Annotated in this window: 18 protein-coding genes and 1 pseudogene; 3 read left to right on the top strand and 16 right to left on the bottom strand. The window is 60.6% G+C overall.

Going from position 1 to position 14,819, the window contains the following annotated elements; all coding sequences use genetic code 11:
• Position 1: 1 nt before the first annotated feature.
• From pal to LG385_RS15985, 14 genes are all read right to left on the bottom strand, one after another.
• A complete protein-coding gene (gene pal / locus LG385_RS15920; protein ID WP_181117258.1) occupies positions 2-511 on the bottom strand; it encodes a peptidoglycan-associated lipoprotein Pal in 510 nt (169 codons plus the stop codon).
• A 52-nt stretch (positions 512-563) separates the two neighbouring features.
• Positions 564-1,862, bottom strand: coding sequence for a Tol-Pal system beta propeller repeat protein TolB (gene tolB / locus LG385_RS15925; protein ID WP_181117257.1), 1,299 nt, complete (start codon positions 1,860-1,862; stop codon positions 564-566).
• Positions 1,859-2,962 (bottom strand): cell envelope integrity protein TolA, encoded by a 1,104-nt coding sequence (gene tolA / locus LG385_RS15930; protein WP_225776262.1) that lies wholly within the window; start codon positions 2,960-2,962, stop codon positions 1,859-1,861. Before tolA ends, tolB begins: the two co-directional genes overlap by 4 nt.
• Positions 2,962-3,414 (bottom strand): protein TolR, encoded by a 453-nt coding sequence (tolR, locus tag LG385_RS15935; RefSeq protein WP_225775070.1) that lies wholly within the window; start codon positions 3,412-3,414, stop codon positions 2,962-2,964. The genes tolA and tolR overlap by 1 nt, the downstream gene beginning before the upstream one ends.
• A 13-nt stretch (positions 3,415-3,427) precedes the next feature.
• Positions 3,428-4,123 (bottom strand): protein TolQ, encoded by a 696-nt coding sequence (tolQ, locus tag LG385_RS15940; RefSeq protein WP_181117255.1) that lies wholly within the window; start codon positions 4,121-4,123, stop codon positions 3,428-3,430.
• The gene (gene ybgC, locus LG385_RS15945; RefSeq protein ID WP_225775071.1) at positions 4,113-4,580 is read right to left on the bottom strand and encodes a tol-pal system-associated acyl-CoA thioesterase; all 468 of its coding nucleotides are present in this window, start codon (positions 4,578-4,580) and stop codon (positions 4,113-4,115) included. The genes tolQ and ybgC overlap by 11 nt, the downstream gene beginning before the upstream one ends.
• 140 nt (positions 4,581-4,720) lie before the next feature.
• Positions 4,721-5,758 carry a Holliday junction branch migration DNA helicase RuvB gene (gene ruvB, locus LG385_RS15950; protein WP_225775072.1) on the bottom strand — a complete coding sequence of 346 codons (1,038 nt, stop codon included), beginning with the start codon at positions 5,756-5,758 and terminating at the stop codon, positions 4,721-4,723.
• A 1-nt stretch (position 5,759) separates the two neighbouring features.
• Positions 5,760-6,371, bottom strand: coding sequence for a Holliday junction branch migration protein RuvA (gene ruvA, locus LG385_RS15955; protein ID WP_181117252.1), 612 nt, complete (start codon positions 6,369-6,371; stop codon positions 5,760-5,762).
• Between the two features lie 116 nt (positions 6,372-6,487).
• The gene (gene ruvC / locus LG385_RS15960; protein ID WP_181118801.1) at positions 6,488-7,018 is read right to left on the bottom strand and encodes a crossover junction endodeoxyribonuclease RuvC; all 531 of its coding nucleotides are present in this window, start codon (positions 7,016-7,018) and stop codon (positions 6,488-6,490) included.
• Positions 7,015-7,761, bottom strand: a complete 747-nt coding sequence (locus LG385_RS15965) for a YebC/PmpR family DNA-binding transcriptional regulator (RefSeq protein WP_181118800.1) — start codon at positions 7,759-7,761, stop codon at positions 7,015-7,017. Before LG385_RS15965 ends, ruvC begins: the two co-directional genes overlap by 4 nt.
• 93 nt (positions 7,762-7,854) lie before the next feature.
• On the bottom strand, positions 7,855-9,630 hold the full coding sequence (gene aspS / locus LG385_RS15970) for an aspartate--tRNA ligase (RefSeq protein WP_225775073.1): 1,776 nt from the start codon (positions 9,628-9,630) through the stop codon (positions 7,855-7,857).
• A gap of 83 nt (positions 9,631-9,713) precedes the next feature.
• Complete coding sequence (locus LG385_RS15975) at positions 9,714-9,935, bottom strand: FmdB family zinc ribbon protein (RefSeq protein WP_225775074.1); 222 nt, start codon at positions 9,933-9,935, stop codon at positions 9,714-9,716.
• Positions 9,936-10,058: 123 nt separating this feature from the next.
• Positions 10,059-10,403, bottom strand: a complete 345-nt coding sequence (locus LG385_RS15980; RefSeq protein ID WP_225775075.1) for a ribbon-helix-helix domain-containing protein — start codon at positions 10,401-10,403, stop codon at positions 10,059-10,061.
• 224 nt (positions 10,404-10,627) lie between these two features.
• The gene (locus tag LG385_RS15985) at positions 10,628-11,101 is read right to left on the bottom strand and encodes a Dps family protein (RefSeq protein ID WP_181117246.1); all 474 of its coding nucleotides are present in this window, start codon (positions 11,099-11,101) and stop codon (positions 10,628-10,630) included.
• Between the two features lie 368 nt (positions 11,102-11,469).
• On the opposite strand from LG385_RS15985, the pseudogene LG385_RS25545 reads away from it, so the two are divergent.
• A pseudogene (locus LG385_RS25545) lies at positions 11,470-11,790 on the top strand (cold shock domain-containing protein membrane protein); the annotation flags it as partial.
• Positions 11,791-11,874: 84 nt separating this feature from the next.
• Positions 11,875-12,072 (top strand): cold shock domain-containing protein, encoded by a 198-nt coding sequence (locus LG385_RS15990; RefSeq protein WP_225776263.1) that lies wholly within the window; start codon positions 11,875-11,877, stop codon positions 12,070-12,072.
• A gap of 7 nt (positions 12,073-12,079) precedes the next feature.
• Here LG385_RS15990 and LG385_RS15995 read toward each other — a convergent pair whose 3' ends face one another.
• Entirely contained in the window at positions 12,080-12,289 is a 210-nt protein-coding gene (locus LG385_RS15995; protein ID WP_181118798.1) for a SlyX family protein, read from the bottom strand.
• Positions 12,289-12,714, bottom strand: a complete 426-nt coding sequence (locus LG385_RS16000; protein ID WP_225775076.1) for an HIT domain-containing protein — start codon at positions 12,712-12,714, stop codon at positions 12,289-12,291. The genes LG385_RS15995 and LG385_RS16000 overlap by 1 nt, the downstream gene beginning before the upstream one ends.
• Positions 12,715-13,461: 747 nt before the next feature.
• Between LG385_RS16000 and LG385_RS16005 the strand changes: the two genes are divergently transcribed.
• Complete coding sequence (locus tag LG385_RS16005) at positions 13,462-14,796, top strand: OprD family porin (protein WP_225775077.1); 1,335 nt, start codon at positions 13,462-13,464, stop codon at positions 14,794-14,796.
• The last annotated feature ends 23 nt before the right edge of the window (positions 14,797-14,819 follow it).

Consider the following 14,819-nt stretch of genomic DNA (forward strand, 5'->3'; position numbering starts at 1 on the left):
ATTACTTACGCAGTTCGACGCGACGGTTTTGAGCCCAGGACTGCTCGTCGTTGCCGGTAGCGACTGGACGCTCTTCGCCGTAGGAAACAACTTCCAGTTGAGCTGGGGAAACGCCCTGCAGAACCAGGTAACGCTGAACAGCCTTGGCACGACGCTCACCCAGCGCCATGTTGTATTCGCGGGTACCGCGCTCGTCGGTGTTACCTTCCAGAACGACGCGAGCACCGCTGGCTTTCAGGTCCTTGGCATGGACGTCCAGGGCACGCATGGCTTCCGGCTTCAGGTCGGAGCTGTCGTATTCGAAGTAGAAGGTAGTGATAGCGCGCAGAGCGGCTTCGTCGCTCAGGCTGCCATCGACGGCGCCGGTGTTTGCACCGTAGCCAGCGTTTGGATCGACAGCACCAGCACCAGCGCCTTCACCAGCGTTGTCACCGCCCTTGGAGGAGCAACCTACAGCTACAGCCATGGCCAGGGCCAGCGCAGCGAATTTACCAAACTTCAGCATTTCCATCGTGAAACTCCTAATGAACCCCAGTGTGTTAAGTATAACGTTGTGCGCCGCATCAGTTCAGGTAAGGGGACCAGGAAGGTTCTCTGACTTCGCCTTGAGCGGTAGGAAGCGGGAGCCTTACGCGTCCATTGAGGGACACGAGCATCAAGACTCCCCGGCCCTGCGAGCGGGTGGCGTAGATTACCATGGTGCCGTTGGGCGCAACAGTAGGCGACTCATCAAGACTCGAGTCCGTGAGGATCTTCACGTTACCGCGCTCGAGGTCTTGCGAAGCCACCTTGAAATTGGTGAAGCCATCTTGACGATGGATCATCACCAAAGTCTTCTCGTCGGCAGACAGTTTAGGGTTTGCGTTGTAGTTACCGACGAAAGTCACCCGTTCAGCGTTGCCGCTGCCAACCGCGGTTTTGTAGATCTGCGGCTTGCCGCCACGGTCGGAGGTGAAATACAGAGTGGAACCGTCCTTGCCCCAGAAGGGTTCGGTATCGATTGCCGGGCTGTTGGTTACGCGGGTCAGCCCACGGCTGCCCAGGTCCATTACATAGATTTCCGGGTTGCCGTCTTTCGACAGCACGAAGGCCAGGCGATTACCGTCGGGCGAGAACGCCGGCGCGCCATTGAGGCCTTCGAAGTTGGTCAGCTGCTCGCGGCGGCCGGTATCCACGTATTGAATGAAGATACGCGGACGCTTCTGCTCGAAGGACACGTAGGCAATGCGCTTGCCGTCCGGAGCGTAACGCGGCGAGAGGATGGGCTCGCGCGATTGCAGCAGGGTCACGGCGCGGGCACCGTCGTAGTCCGAACGCTGCAGGGTGTAGCGGGTGTTGGTGCCGCCGAAGCGCTCGGCGGTGACGTACAGCATGCGGGTAGAGAACGCGCCCTTGATGCCGGTGAGCTTCTCGAACGACTGGTCCGCGATGTAGTGGGCCATGTCGCGCAACTGGTCAACGCCTCCGCTCACGCTGCCGGTGCTGACCTGTTGCTCGGTGGCCACGTTGAACAGTGTGTACTGAACCTGAAGCCGGCCGCCAGCTGGCACGATATTACCCACCATCAGGTACTGCGCGCCGAGGGCCTTCCAGTCACGGAAGATCACTTCGCTGGCCTGGGAAGGCAGGCTGATCATGTTCTGCCGTGGAATCGGCGCGTAGTAACCCGAATTGCGCAGGTCGTCGCCGATGATCTGCGCCATGTCGTCAGGCAGCGCACCGCCCTGGTAGCCGAACGGCACCACCGCGATGGGAGTGGCACGGTCGGAACCGCTGGTGACCATAATGTTTTTTTCATCGGCGCTGGCGAACCCCGCCGCGCAACACAGCACGACAAGCAGGCCTCGGAGAAGATTAATCACAACGCAAGATCCTCAGGTGTGAATGTCATTTTGAATGAACGGTAAGGGTTGAAATCTGCAGGCTTGAGGCCTTGCATCTCGGTCAACCGGCCAATGTTCTTCACTGCCGCCACCGCGGAACTGTCGTACGGGCCATCGCCGCTGGATTTCGCGACGCTGACATTGGTGATGGTACCGTCCGGCAACATGTTGATCTGCAGCACTACGGTCATCCCCTTGCGCGCCGACGGTGGGCGAGCCCAGCCTTCGGCAGCCCGTGAGCGGATGAGGTCATCGAAGTTGCCCGCGACTTCATCACCCTGCTCGTCCGCCAGTGCCTGTTGCCGCTGCGGCGTATCGGACAACAGGTCCGCCAGCGCCTGGGCTTTCTTGTCTTCGGCAGCCTTGCGGGCAGCATCCTGCGCTTTCTTCTTGGCCGCATCGGCAGCCGCTTTCTTCTTGGCTTCCTCTGCCGCCTTGGCTTTCGCCTCTTCGGCGGCCTTGGCCTTGGCGTCGTCAGCTGCTTTTTTCTTCGCGTCTTCGGCCGCCTTGGCAGCATCCGCCGCGGCTTTTTTCTTCGCGTCTTCAGCCGCTTGCTTCTTCGCGTCTTCCTCGGCCTGTTTCTTCGCTTCTTCTTCAGCCTTCTTCTTGGCGATATCCGCCTGCTCGGCTTTTTTCGCTTCGGCGGCTTTCGCGGCATCGGCGGCCTTGGCAGCTTCTGCGGCCTTTGCGGCGTCTGCAGCTTTCGCGGCAGCCTCGGCTTTCTTGGCTTCGTCAGCCTTGGCGGCAGCCTCGGCCTTTTGAGCGGCCTCGGCTTTCTTTTGTTCCGCCGCCTTTATTTCCTCCTGCTCGACCTTTTTGGTTTCCATCTGCTCGACTTCCGTTTGGCGCGCGGCGGATTTTTTCGCCTCGCCAGCGAGCTTCTGGTTGGTCTGCGTGGTGGCCTGGCTCTTGGACTTGAGCTGGTAAAGCGTGGCCTGAACGATAGGCTTGGCGGGCGGAAGCTCCGGCGTCATGGCAAAGCTTGCGAACAGCATGCCGAAAATGAGCACATGCAGCGCGACGGCCCACACCGTGGGCCAGAAGTAGTTTTCCGAGGCGGAATGCTCTCGATGTCGCATCACGGGGCCTCGGTGATCAAGCCGACATTACCCACGCCAGCTTTTTGCAGGCCACCCATGGCACCCATCACGGCACCATAGTCGACCGCCTTGTCGCCGCGGATGAACACCTGGGTCTTTTTCCCATTGGCATTGCCCTGGTTGATGATCGCCGTCACCGCCTGAGTCATCTGGGGCAGGCTTTGTGCACGGTCCATCTGCTTGTCGGTGTCGACTTCGCTGCCCAGGTTCCAGTAGTAGGTTTTGTCGGCCTTGATGGAAATGGTCAGCACCTGGGTGTTGTTGTCTTGCGGCAAGGCCTCGCTGGACACCTTGGGCAAGTCCACTTTCACGCCCTGATTGAGCATGGGTGCGGTGACCATGAAGATGACCAACAGTACCAACATCACGTCGATGTAGGGCACCACGTTCATCTCGGCCACCGGCTTGCGTTTTTGCCGAACTCGAGCCATTGGAAGTACCTGCTTACTCTTCGCTGGTGTGCACTTTGCGGTGCAGGATCGCCTGGAACTCGTCGGCGAAGGTGTAGTAGCGGCTGATCAGGGTTTCGCTGCGCGCGGCGAAGCGGTTATAGGCAATCACCGCTGGAATGGCCGCGAACAAGCCGATGGCAGTGGCAATCAGTGCTTCGGCGATACCCGGCGCCACGGTGGCGAGGGTGGCTTGCTGCACGGCGGCCAGGCCGCGGAAGGAGTTCATGATCCCCCATACGGTACCGAACAGGCCGATGTACGGGCTGGTGGAACCTACGGTGGCCAGGAACGGAAGCGTTTGCTCGAGCTTTTCTTCCTCCCGGGAGATAGCCACGCGCATGGCACGGCCCACGCCTTCCATGACCGCATCCGGGTCTACCCCTGGCTGCTGGCGCAGGCGGGAAAACTCCTTGAAGCCGGCGCGGAAGACCTGCTCCACACCCGAATCCGGATCAGGGTTGCTTCCGGCCTGCCGATACAGCTTGGACAGGTCGATCCCGGACCAGAAGCGCTCTTCGAAGGAATCAAGGGCACGGCGGCCCGCGCGAATCAGGTTGCTGCGCTGAAAAATGATGACCCACGAGGTGACCGAGGCGGCCACCAGGATCAGCATCACCAGCTGCACCACGATACTGGCGTTACTGACCAGGCTCCACATGGAGGTATGGTCGACGGCGTTAGCTTCCACGCTGGTTCTCCTGCTCTTGAGTTGTACCCAAGCCATCATCGGCGGCAAATGCCGCATGCATGGCGGGTGGAATGGCTCGGGGTTTGAAGTTGTCGGCACGCACGCAAGCCACCAGGAACTGGCCCTCGCATAACAGCCGGTGATCCGATGCTCGCCGTACCTGCTGAACAAACCGCAGGCTGGCGCGATTCAATTCGCTTACCTTGGCGCTCACCAGCAATTCGTCGTCCAGCCGCGCCGGCACGTGATAGCGCGCCTCGCTGGAATGAACCACGAACAGGAGGTTTTCCGCCGCGAGCACGGACTGGACATAGCCCAGCTCGCGCAGACGCTCGGTGCGTGCCCGCTCCATGAACTTGAGGTAATTGACGTAGTAAACGATGCCGCCGGCATCGGTGTCTTCGTAGTACACGCGACAACGATGAACGAACGGCGCAAGCCCGTTTTGCGCGCGCATACTCTAGTGCGAACTCCCTGGGTTGCCAATCCGGCCGAGCAATTGTTTTTTCAATGACTTGGAGGCTCTCGACGACCCAACCGTCACAACAGCGACTATGACCATCGAAACGCGCATTCGATCAGCGTGCACGCACCCTTTCATTGCAATTCCTCGGGGGCGCCTGGCTCGAAACGTTCGGGGCGGTTAAGCCCGAAATGCAGGTAGGCGTGCCGTGTGACCACCCTCCCCCGCGGTGTGCGCATGATGTAGCCCTGCTGAATGAGGTAAGGCTCCAGCACGTCTTCGATGGTGTGCCGTTCCTCGCTGATCGCCGCGGCCAGGTTATCTACGCCAACGGGGCCGCCATCGAACTTCTCGATCATGGTGAGCAGCAATCGGCGGTCCTGGTGGTCGAAGCCACGTTCGTCCACATCCAGCAGGTTGAGCGCCAGGTCTGCCACGGGCTTGGTGATGTCGCCCTTGCCACGCACCTGGGCATAGTCGCGTACGCGCCGCAGCAGGCGGTTGGCAATACGCGGCGTTCCCCGGGCGCGGCGAGCGATTTCGTAGGCACCTTCAGCGTCGATGGCCAGGCCGAGAATGCGCCCGGAGCGGGCAACGATGGTGGCCAGGTCTGCGTCGCTGTAAAACTCCAGCCGCTGCACGATGCCAAAGCGATCGCGCAAAGGGTTGGTGAGCATGCCGGCGCGAGTGGTCGCGCCCACCAGGGTAAACGGCGGCAGGTCCAGCTTGATGGAACGGGCGGCAGGCCCTTCGCCGATCATGATGTCCAGCTGGAAGTCTTCCATGGCCGGATACAACACTTCCTCGACAATCGGTGACAACCGATGGATTTCATCGATGAACAGGACGTCATGAGGCTCGAGGTTGGTGAGCATCGCAGCCAGGTCTCCCGGGCGCTCCAGCACCGGCCCGGAGGTACTCTTGATCGAGACGCCCATTTCCTCGGCGATGATATTGGCCAGGGTGGTCTTGCCCAGCCCGGGCGGCCCGAAGATCAGGGTGTGGTCGAGGGACTCGGAGCGCCCGCGAGCCGCCTGGATGAACAGCTCCATCTGCTCGCGCACCACGGGCTGGCCAATGTACTCAGCCAGCTTGAGCGGCCGGATGGCGCGGTCCTGTTGATCTTCGCGGTCTCGCCCGGCGGCGGATATGAGGCGGTCGGCTTCGATCACGTCAGATCATCCCCTTGAGCGCCCGGCGGATAAGGTCCTCGCTCGACAGGCCCTTTTCATTCACGGCAGACACAGCCTTGCTGGCTTCCTGCGGTTTGTAGCCCAGTGAGACGAGCGCGCTCACCGCGTCGGTTTCGGCGGTGGCCACCGGCGCGCGCGGCATTACGCCGTCGTCGGGCACCAGTTCGAACATTGCCGGTGAGGTTTGCCAGGCCTTGAAGCGGTCCTTGAGTTCGACCAGCAGGCGTTCGGCGGTCTTCTTGCCCACACCGGGCACCTTGACCAGCGCACTGGTATCCTGCGCCTGCACGCAGCGCACCAGTTCATCCACCTCCAGGCTGGACATCAAGGCCAGGGCCAGCTTGGGGCCTACCCCGTTGAGTCGGATGAGCTCGCGGAACAGCTCACGCTCACGGCGCTCGTAGAAGCCGTACAGCAGCTGTGCATCCTCACGCACTACCAGGTGCGTATGCAGGGTAAGCGGCTGGCCCACCGGCGGCAGGCGATAAAGCGTGGTCATGGGCACTTCCAGCTCGTAGCCAAGCCCATTCACATCGAGAATCAGGTGAGGCGGTTGTTTTTCCGCCAGGGTGCCGCGCAAGCGTCCGATCACGTAAAAGTCCTGAAATGCCGACACCCATGGGGGAACCGGGGCCCTTCACGAGCCAGTGCGCATGATCGCAGCATGAGCAGCGTCGGCAAATAAAAATGTTGTAAGGGATGATGCGGTCAAAGCCGTAGGCGACCACCGCGGCTACGGGCCGTGCTCAAGCCATGCGGAACCAGGCTGGAACGGGTGTGAGCGTGACACAGCGCGATCGCCAAGGCATCGGACGCATCGATCTGGGGTTTGGTGGTGAGCTTGAGCAGGTGCATGACCATCAGCTGGACCTGCTCCTTGCTCGCGCCGCCCGTACCGGTGATCGCCTGCTTGACCTGAGTGGCCGAGTACTCGGCGATTTCCAGGCCCTCTTCCGCCGCAGCAACGATCGCCGCGCCCCGCGCCTGCCCCAGTTTCAGGGCAGAGTCGGCATTACGGGCCATGAACACCCGCTCGATGCCCATGGTTACAGGGCCATGGGCGGCAATCACTTCGCGCACGCTGCGATAGACCACTTGCAGGCGTTCGTGCAGCTCGCCGCTACCGGTGCGGATACAGCCCGAGGCGATGTATTCGCACCCTCGCCCCAGGCCACGGTCAAGCACCACGCCATAGCCTGTGATGCGCGAACCAGGATCAATCCCGAGAATAAGGCTCAACCGAGTTGTTCCATGACGTCATCGGCGATGGCCGCGTTGGAATAAACGTTCTGCACGTCGTCCAGGTCCTCGAGCATATCGATCAGTTTCAACACCTTTTCGGCGCCCTCACGGTCCAGGTCGACCTGGGTACTGGGTTCCAGAATGATCTCGGCGTCGACCGCCTTGAAACCTTGGGCTTCCAGCGCCGTGCGTACGCCGTAGAAACTGGCGAACGAGGTGAACACGTCCACCGAACCATCTTCATGACTGACTACATCGTCGGCTTCGGCCTCGATGGCCGCTTCGGTCAGGGCATCTTCATCCACGCCGGTGGCAAAGCTGAGGTGGCCCTTGCGCTCGAACAGGTACGCCACCGAACCATCGGTGCCCAGGTTGCCGCCGCATTTGCTGAAGGCATGGCGCACCGCGGCCGCCGTACGGTTACGGTTATCGGTCATGGCCTCGACCATGATGGCAACGCCACCCGGGCCGTAGCCTTCGTAACCCAGCTCCTCGACGTTCTCGCCTTCGGTAGAGCCCACGCCGCGAGCAATGGCGCGATCGATGATATCGCGGCTCATGTTGGCGCCCAGGGCCTTGTCCAGCGCCAGGCGCAGGCGCGGGTTGGAACCAGGATCACCCCCACCCTGTTTGGCCGCGACCGTCAGCTCGCGAATCCACTTGGTGAAGATCTTGCCCCTTTTGGCATCCTGGCGTTCTTTGCGGTGCTTGATATTCGCCCACTTGGAATGACCGGCCATACAGACTCCGAAACGTTTTCATAACAAACCGCCCCCGCGCGTGAAACGCGGCGGGGGCGCGGGGAATTGCCGGGCTGCGCGGGGCGCGCCCGTTTATTCGGCCTTGGGTTGTTCGCGCAGGCGAATATGCAGCTCGCGCAGCGCCTTGGCGTCCACTGCCCCTGGTGCCTGGGTCATGACGTCCGCAGCACTTTGGGTTTTCGGGAACGCAATGACTTCACGGATCGACTGCGCCCCAGTCATCAGCATCACCAGGCGATCGAGGCCGAAGGCCAGGCCACCATGGGGTGGAGCGCCGAACTTGAGCGCGTCGAGCAGGAAGCCGAACTTCTCTTCCTGTTCCTCCGCCTGGATGCCGAGCAGGCGGAACACCGCCTGTTGCATTTCCTTGCGGTGGATACGGATCGAACCGCCACCGAGCTCGGTGCCGTTGAGCACCATGTCGTACGCACGGGACAGCGCGCCAGCCGGGTTGGCTTCCAGCTCTGCCGGGGTGCACTTGGGTGCGGTGAACGGGTGATGCAGGGCGCTGAAGCTGCCGTCGTCGTTCTCTTCGAACATCGGGAAGTCCACCACCCACATCGGCGCCCACTCGCAGGTAAGCAGGCTGAGGTCATGACCAAGCTTGATACGCAGCGCGCCCAGGGCTTCGCTGACGATCTTGGCCTTGTCTGCACCGAAGAAGACGATGTCGCCGTCCACCGCGCCCACGCGATCCAGGATCACGTTGAGGTTGGCCTCCGGAATGTTCTTCACGATGGGCGATTGCAGGCCTTCCACGCCCTTGGCGCGCTCGTTGACCTTGATGTACGCCAGGCCCTTGGCCCCGTAGATGCCTACGAACTTGGTGTAATCGTCGATCTGCTTGCGCGGCATGCTCGCGCCACCTGGCACGCGCAGGGCGGCAACGCGGCATTTCGGATCGTTGGCCGGGCCGCTGAATACCTTGAATTCCACGTCCTTGAGCTGGTCGGCAACGTCAACCAGTTCCAGCGGGTTGCGCAGGTCTGGCTTGTCCGAACCGTAGCGGCGCATGGCTTCTTCGAAGGTCATGTGCGGGAATTCGCCGAATTCCAGGTCCAGCACTTCCTTGAACAACTTGCGGATCATGCCTTCGGTGAGGCCCATGATCTCGCTTTCGTCGAGGAAGCTGGTCTCGATGTCGATCTGGGTGAATTCAGGCTGACGGTCGGCACGCAGGTCTTCGTCGCGGAAGCACTTGGCGATCTGGTAGTAGCGGTCGAACCCGGCGACCATCAGCAGTTGCTTGAACAGCTGGGGCGACTGCGGCAGGGCGAAGAAGCTGCCGGGGTGGGTGCGGCTTGGCACCAGGTAATCGCGGGCCCCTTCCGGCGTGGCGCGGGTGAGGATCGGGGTTTCGACGTCCAGGAAGCCGTTTTCGTCGAGGTAGCGACGGATGCTGCTGGTAATGCGCGAACGCAGGCGCAGTTTATCGGCCATTTCCGGGCGACGCAGGTCGATGAAACGGTAACGCAGACGGGTTTCTTCGCCCACGTCGGAGTATTCGTTCAGCGGGAACGGCGGGGTTTCGGCTTCGTTGAGCACTTCCAGCTCGTAGCCAAGCACTTCGATGGCGCCGGAGGCCATGTTCGGGTTTACCGCGCCCGCCGGGCGAAGGCGCACCTTGCCGGAAATACGCACCACGTATTCGCTGCGTACGCGGTCGGCAGCGGCGAAGGACTCGGCGCGATCAGGGTCGAAGACCACCTGGGCCATGCCTTCACGGTCGCGGATGTCCAGGAAGATTACCCCGCCATGGTCACGACGGCGGTGGACCCAGCCGCAAAGGGTGATTTCCTGGCCGTCCAGGCTCTCGTTCAATTGGCCGCAATAGTGGCTGCGCATCATGATGGTTGGTTCACTTATAGTCAGTCGTGTTCGGGCAGGCCCGCATTACCGGGAGTGTGCAGCACCCGGCGAAGGGGGGCAACTCAGTCGGCCTTGTCGGCGCCGGCGAGGTTTTTCTTGGCGCCGGTCTTGAAATCGGTTTCGTACCAGCCAGTGCCGCCCAGCCGGAAACCGGCGCGGGATACGGTTTTCTTCAACTGTGCCGCCGCGCAGACCGGGCAGTCGGTCAAGGGGGCGTCACTGATTTTCTGGATGGCTTCCAGTTGGTGACCACAGCTTTCGCATTGGTAATTGTACAGGGGCATATTACAGGCGCTCGGCTACAAACGTGGCCCTGATGGGCGCTGGTTGACGTAAGCGCGGAATTATATCTGGTTAACCGCGCCCACCTGCAAGCGCCCCGCTATGCGTTCATCGCCTTAAAGCAGTCAATCACCGCCTGGTTCACGGTCTTGGCCGTCCTGTTCCAGCAGATACGCCACACACACTACCCGTACCAGCCCGCTGAAATTCTTCACGCCGCCGTGGCGCAAATGCACTTCCCGGTCCAGATACGACAACAACTGGCTCACCGAGCACCCGTTTCGCCCAGCCAGGGCCTCGAGAATGTTCCAGTACACCTGTTCGAGGCGCAGGCAGGTAGCGAAACCGTTAAGCCTCACCGAGCGGGCAGTGGGTTGCGCCAACGCCATGTCGAAATCTTTCTGGAATGGATCAAGCAGCAACTTTGCCGCGCCGCAGCCGCGAACGGGATTAGGACAATCGGTAAACATCAGAGCACCTTCCTTGGCAGTGTCCGCGCACGCAACGGCGCAGCCCAGGCCTATCTAAACCCTGGGACGTGGAAGGCGGGAGGGAGCGAAGCGATAAGAAAGGTAGGAAAACGGATCCTCAGCTGCAAGCTGCAAGCCGCAAGCCGTTCGCGGTGGCCGTACCACCGCATTCCAGCCTGAAGCTTGCCACTTGCCGCTTGCCGCTTGCCGCTTGGAGCTCGGTATTACTGGTTTTCGAGCATGGCGCGGAGCATCCACGCGGTTTTCTCGTGGGTTTGCATGCGCTGGGTCAGCAGGTCAGCGGTCGGCTCATCGCTGACCTTTTCCAGCAGCGGGAACAGGCTGCGCGCAGTGCGAACCACGGTTTCCTGACCGGTGACCAGTTGCTTGATCATTTCCTCGGCCGCAGGCACGCCCTCTTCAACCTTGATGTTCGACAAGCGCTCATAGGTGGCATACGTACCTGGCGCCGGGAAGCCCAGCGCACGGATACGCTCGGCAATCGAGTCGACCGCCAGGGCCAGTTCGTTGTATTGCTCTTCGAACATCAAATGCAGGGTGCGGAACATCGGGCCGCTGACGTTCCAGTGGAAATTGTGCGTCTGAAGGTACAGCACGTACGTGTCCGCCAGCAGGCGCGACAAGCCGTCAACGATCGACTTGCGGTCTTCTTCATTGATACCGATATCAATTGCCATGGAGTTCCCCTTGTTGGTTTAAACGTTTCAAAAGGTGCACGGGCTACTGTAACAAGAGCGCCTGAATGGCGCAGCCTTCCCTTTGCGACAGGGCCAGACGCCGGACGTCGGCAAAGGGGGTGCAAAGTGCCACGCCAGCCGGATGGAATTGAGTCCGGGGGGTAGTTTCCTGTTAAATACCCAGTGTGTCGCTCGCGCATTTCCAATTCCCTTCGAGTCACCGCTTCCTTTTCTGTTCCATGCGGTTGTCATGCAGGGCCGGTGCGCTGGCGCATAGGCCTATCCCTCCGGTCGTCCGTTCACATTACACACGTGTGCCACGAGGGATCAGCGCTTCTTGATCCTCTGAAAAAATGTGAGTCATAAACATGTTGAAAAACGTTCATCTCCTAACGGGCGCGGGCGCATTGCTCCTGGCAGCCCTGCCCGGCCTTGCGCCGGGCGCCCTGCCGTACTTGTCGCAGACCGATGCCTTTCATCTGGCCTTCATCGGGTTGGGCAACCTGCTGTTCGCCCCGCTGATCCCACAGTGGAAACACAACCCGCGGCAAACGCTGCAAGGCTTTGTCAGTGCCTTGCTGGTGCTGGCTGCGGTGCTTCAGGCATTGGTGCTCTACGCTCCCTTGCCGCTGGTAGCTGGCGAACCCGCGGTATGGCTCGGCCTGCTGTCCATGCTTGCTGCCGTGATCCTGCAGCTTGCAGCCAGCGGCCCGAAGAAATACGTAGCCCCCGCGCCGGCGAATTTCAACGCGGCCAACCGCGATACCGGGACCGTGAAGTGGTTCAACACCTCGAAAGGCTTCGGGTTCATTTCCCGGGATTCGGGTGATGACATCTTCGTTCACTTCCGCGCCATCCGTGGCGAAGGCCACCGCGTACTGGTCGAAGGCCAGCGCGTGGAGTTCTCTGTAATGAACCGTGACAAGGGCCTGCAGGCCGAGGACGTGGTGGCGGCCGCCCCAGGGCGCTAATAACGTTTCAGTAATGGGGCGGTGGGGGTTCCTCCCCGCCCTCTTCAAACTGCCCACCAGCCATTTCCCGATAACGTTCTATCAACTGCCCTAGTTGCGCTTGCATATGGGTCAACTGACGTTGCTGCTCCACTAGCACCTCGTTCAAGGCCTGGATGGTGTCGTCCTGGAATGCCAGGCGGGTCTCGAGCTCGGTTACACGGTCGTCAGTGCTCATCAATTCTCTACCCACGTGAACGTGGCGGGCAGCATGGCCCGCAAGGTGTCTTTCAGCGCATCGAGCTGTTCAGGGCGATATTCAACCGCTGGTACCTTTCCCCATACCGGAGCTGGCCATGCCGGGTCTGCGGTGTAACGGGCAATCACGTGAACATGTAGCTGCGCCACGACATTTCCCAGGGCGGCCACATTGATCTTGTCGGCCTTCAGTGCCGTTTTCACGCCTTCGGCGAGCTGGGCGGTTTCTACCGCAAGCTGGGCTTGCTCGGCCTCGGTGAGCTCGAATATTTCAGTAGTAGCCGCACGACGCGGTACGAGGATCAGCCAGGGGTAGTTGGCATCCTTGCTGAGCAGCAATTGGCAAAGCGGGAAATCTCCCAACACCCAGGTATCAGCCTGCAGGCGTGGATCGAGTTCGAACATGGCGGGCTCCTGTGGAGACGAAAGCGGCAATTGTGCCACGGGACGCCAATGTTCACCCGGCACCGCTCCGCTTTGGATCATTGAAGTGAGCGATCGCACCAATACAAGGCTTGACCGCCGCTGTTTTCGGATACAAATGGCCGACACGCTACGTATCACCGAGCCAAAAGCCTTTATCCCAACGATCGCGATCGGACCAGGGCTTGCCAAGCGGCGGGTTTGGGCTAGCCTCTGTCAGCGCCAGTGCTACTTTTCGCACCATTTAGGAACATAGCGGCTACTATCAGTGCACCGGAACCGTTGATCATCAATAAGTAACGTGACATTGGTAACACTCTGCCGAGGTTTTGAGGAGCACCATATTAAAGCGTGAAGGGTGTCAAGCCCGAGCCGAGGGGCCTTTGACCCCAGTGGCAGCGGGGTTTTCCATTGCCTCGCGAAAAAAAGTGAAAAAAATGTGAGCTGGCGGAAGAGTTGAGCACAGTTGTTGCAATTGCTTCGATACGTCGGTTACTCGGCAGGGATGTCGGCCCCGCCCTTACCTCGCAATGATCGAGGCAGGCAAACACGACGTAACAGATTGACGGCGGCATGCGGACTGGGTTTTGAGAACCTTTCGCAGTGCAACCCAGAACAGAACAAGGTGGGCGGAACCCCGGTTGCGCCATCCAGAAAAGAAAGAGCCGACCTGATAAAAAACCAAGCGGCCGGCAGTACTCTTCCTAAAAACCAAAGGAGCAAGTCACGATGAGAGTGATGAAGTGGAGCGCAATCGCACTGGCAGTAACCGCGGCGGCGACCTCGCAGCTGGCAATGGCTGAAGCCTTCGTTAGCGATCAGGCCGAAGCCAAGGGTTTTGTTGAAGACAGCACGCTGAATGTGTTGCTTCGCAACTACTACTTCCACCGTGACAACAGAAACGGCGGCAATGACCAACGTGACTGGACCCAGGGCGTTCAGGGCGTCTACAGCTCCGGCTTCACCACCGGCACCATCGGCGTAGGCGTTGATGCCTTCGCCTACGGCGGCCTGCGCCTGTGGGGCCTGGACAAGTATTCGGGGTCAGGCAACCTGACCGTTGACCCGGAAGACGGCGACAACCACAGCAACTTCGGCAAGGCCGGCGCTGCCGTCAAGTTCCGCGTCTCCAAGACCCTGCTGAAAATCGGCGACCAGCAGCCGAGCACCAGCCCGGTATTCGCTGTGGGCGGTAGCCGCTTGCTCCCGCAAACCGCTAGCGGCATCACTCTGATGAGCAGCGAGCTTGCAGGCCTGGACCTTGAAGCGGGCCACTTCTACTCCGGCACCAGCCAGAACACCACCAACCGTGATGGCGAGATCTGGTCGCAGTACGGTAACCGTCGGGCTAATAGCGCTGACTACCTTGGCGGCCGCTACGCACTGAACGACCAGCTGAGCGTTGGCGTTTATGGCGTGAAGCTCGAAGATCTGTGGGACCAGTACTACGGCAACGTGAACTACGTGCTGCCACTGTCCAACGATCAGTCCTTGACCTTCGACCTGAACTACTACCGTACGGTTGACGAGGGTAGCTCCGAACTTGGCGACATCAGCAACAACACCTACTCGTTGTCCGCTGCCTACGCCTTCCTCGCAGGGCATACCCTGACTCTGTCCTGGCAGAAGGTCAACGGCGATACGCCATTCGACTACATCGGGATCGGTGACAACAACAAGGGTGGTGACTCGATCTTCCTCGCCAACTCCATCCAGTACTCCGACTTCAACGGCCCAGGCGAGAAATCCCTCAAGCTGCAATACAACCTGGACATGGCTACCTACGGCGTTCCAGGCTTGAGCTTCATGGCTCGTTACGCTTATGGCTGGGACATCGACGGCTCGGGCATCTCGCCTACCAGCGGCTACGCCGAATACGGCTACGGCGACGATGGCAAGCACCACGAAACCAACGTTGAAGCCAAGTACGTAGTTCAGACCGGTCCGGTCAAGGACATGTCCTTCCGTATCCGTCAGGCCTGGCACACCGCCAACGCCGACCAGGCCGAAGGCGACCGCGCCGAGTTCCGCCTGATCGTCGACTACCCGATCTCGATTCTGTAATCGAATCACGGGTAACCGCTGCA

This window comes from Pseudomonas sp. Marseille-Q5115, assembly GCF_916618905.1.
In the GTDB taxonomy this organism is placed as follows: Bacteria; Pseudomonadota; Gammaproteobacteria; order Pseudomonadales; family Pseudomonadaceae; genus Aquipseudomonas; species Aquipseudomonas japonica_A.

Coding starts and splice junctions, on each gene's coding strand:
- pal (WP_181117258.1), bottom strand. CDS start 511: ATGGAAATGCTGAAGTTTGGTAAATTCGCTGCGCTGGCCCTGGCCATG.
- tolA (WP_225776262.1), bottom strand. CDS start 2,962: ATGCGACATCGAGAGCATTCCGCCTCGGAAAACTACTTCTGGCCCACG.
- tolR (WP_225775070.1), bottom strand. CDS start 3,414: ATGGCTCGAGTTCGGCAAAAACGCAAGCCGGTGGCCGAGATGAACGTG.
- ybgC (WP_225775071.1), bottom strand. CDS start 4,580: ATGCGCGCGCAAAACGGGCTTGCGCCGTTCGTTCATCGTTGTCGCGTG.
- LG385_RS15965 (WP_181118800.1), bottom strand. CDS start 7,761: ATGGCCGGTCATTCCAAGTGGGCGAATATCAAGCACCGCAAAGAACGC.
- aspS (WP_225775073.1), bottom strand. CDS start 9,630: ATGATGCGCAGCCACTATTGCGGCCAATTGAACGAGAGCCTGGACGGC.
- LG385_RS15975 (WP_225775074.1), bottom strand. CDS start 9,935: ATGCCCCTGTACAATTACCAATGCGAAAGCTGTGGTCACCAACTGGAA.
- LG385_RS15980 (WP_225775075.1), bottom strand. CDS start 10,403: ATGTTTACCGATTGTCCTAATCCCGTTCGCGGCTGCGGCGCGGCAAAG.
- LG385_RS15985 (WP_181117246.1), bottom strand. CDS start 11,101: ATGGCAATTGATATCGGTATCAATGAAGAAGACCGCAAGTCGATCGTT.
- LG385_RS15995 (WP_181118798.1), bottom strand. CDS start 12,289: ATGAGCACTGACGACCGTGTAACCGAGCTCGAGACCCGCCTGGCATTC.
- LG385_RS16000 (WP_225775076.1), bottom strand. CDS start 12,714: ATGTTCGAACTCGATCCACGCCTGCAGGCTGATACCTGGGTGTTGGGA.
- LG385_RS16005 (WP_225775077.1), top strand. CDS start 13,462: ATGAGAGTGATGAAGTGGAGCGCAATCGCACTGGCAGTAACCGCGGCG.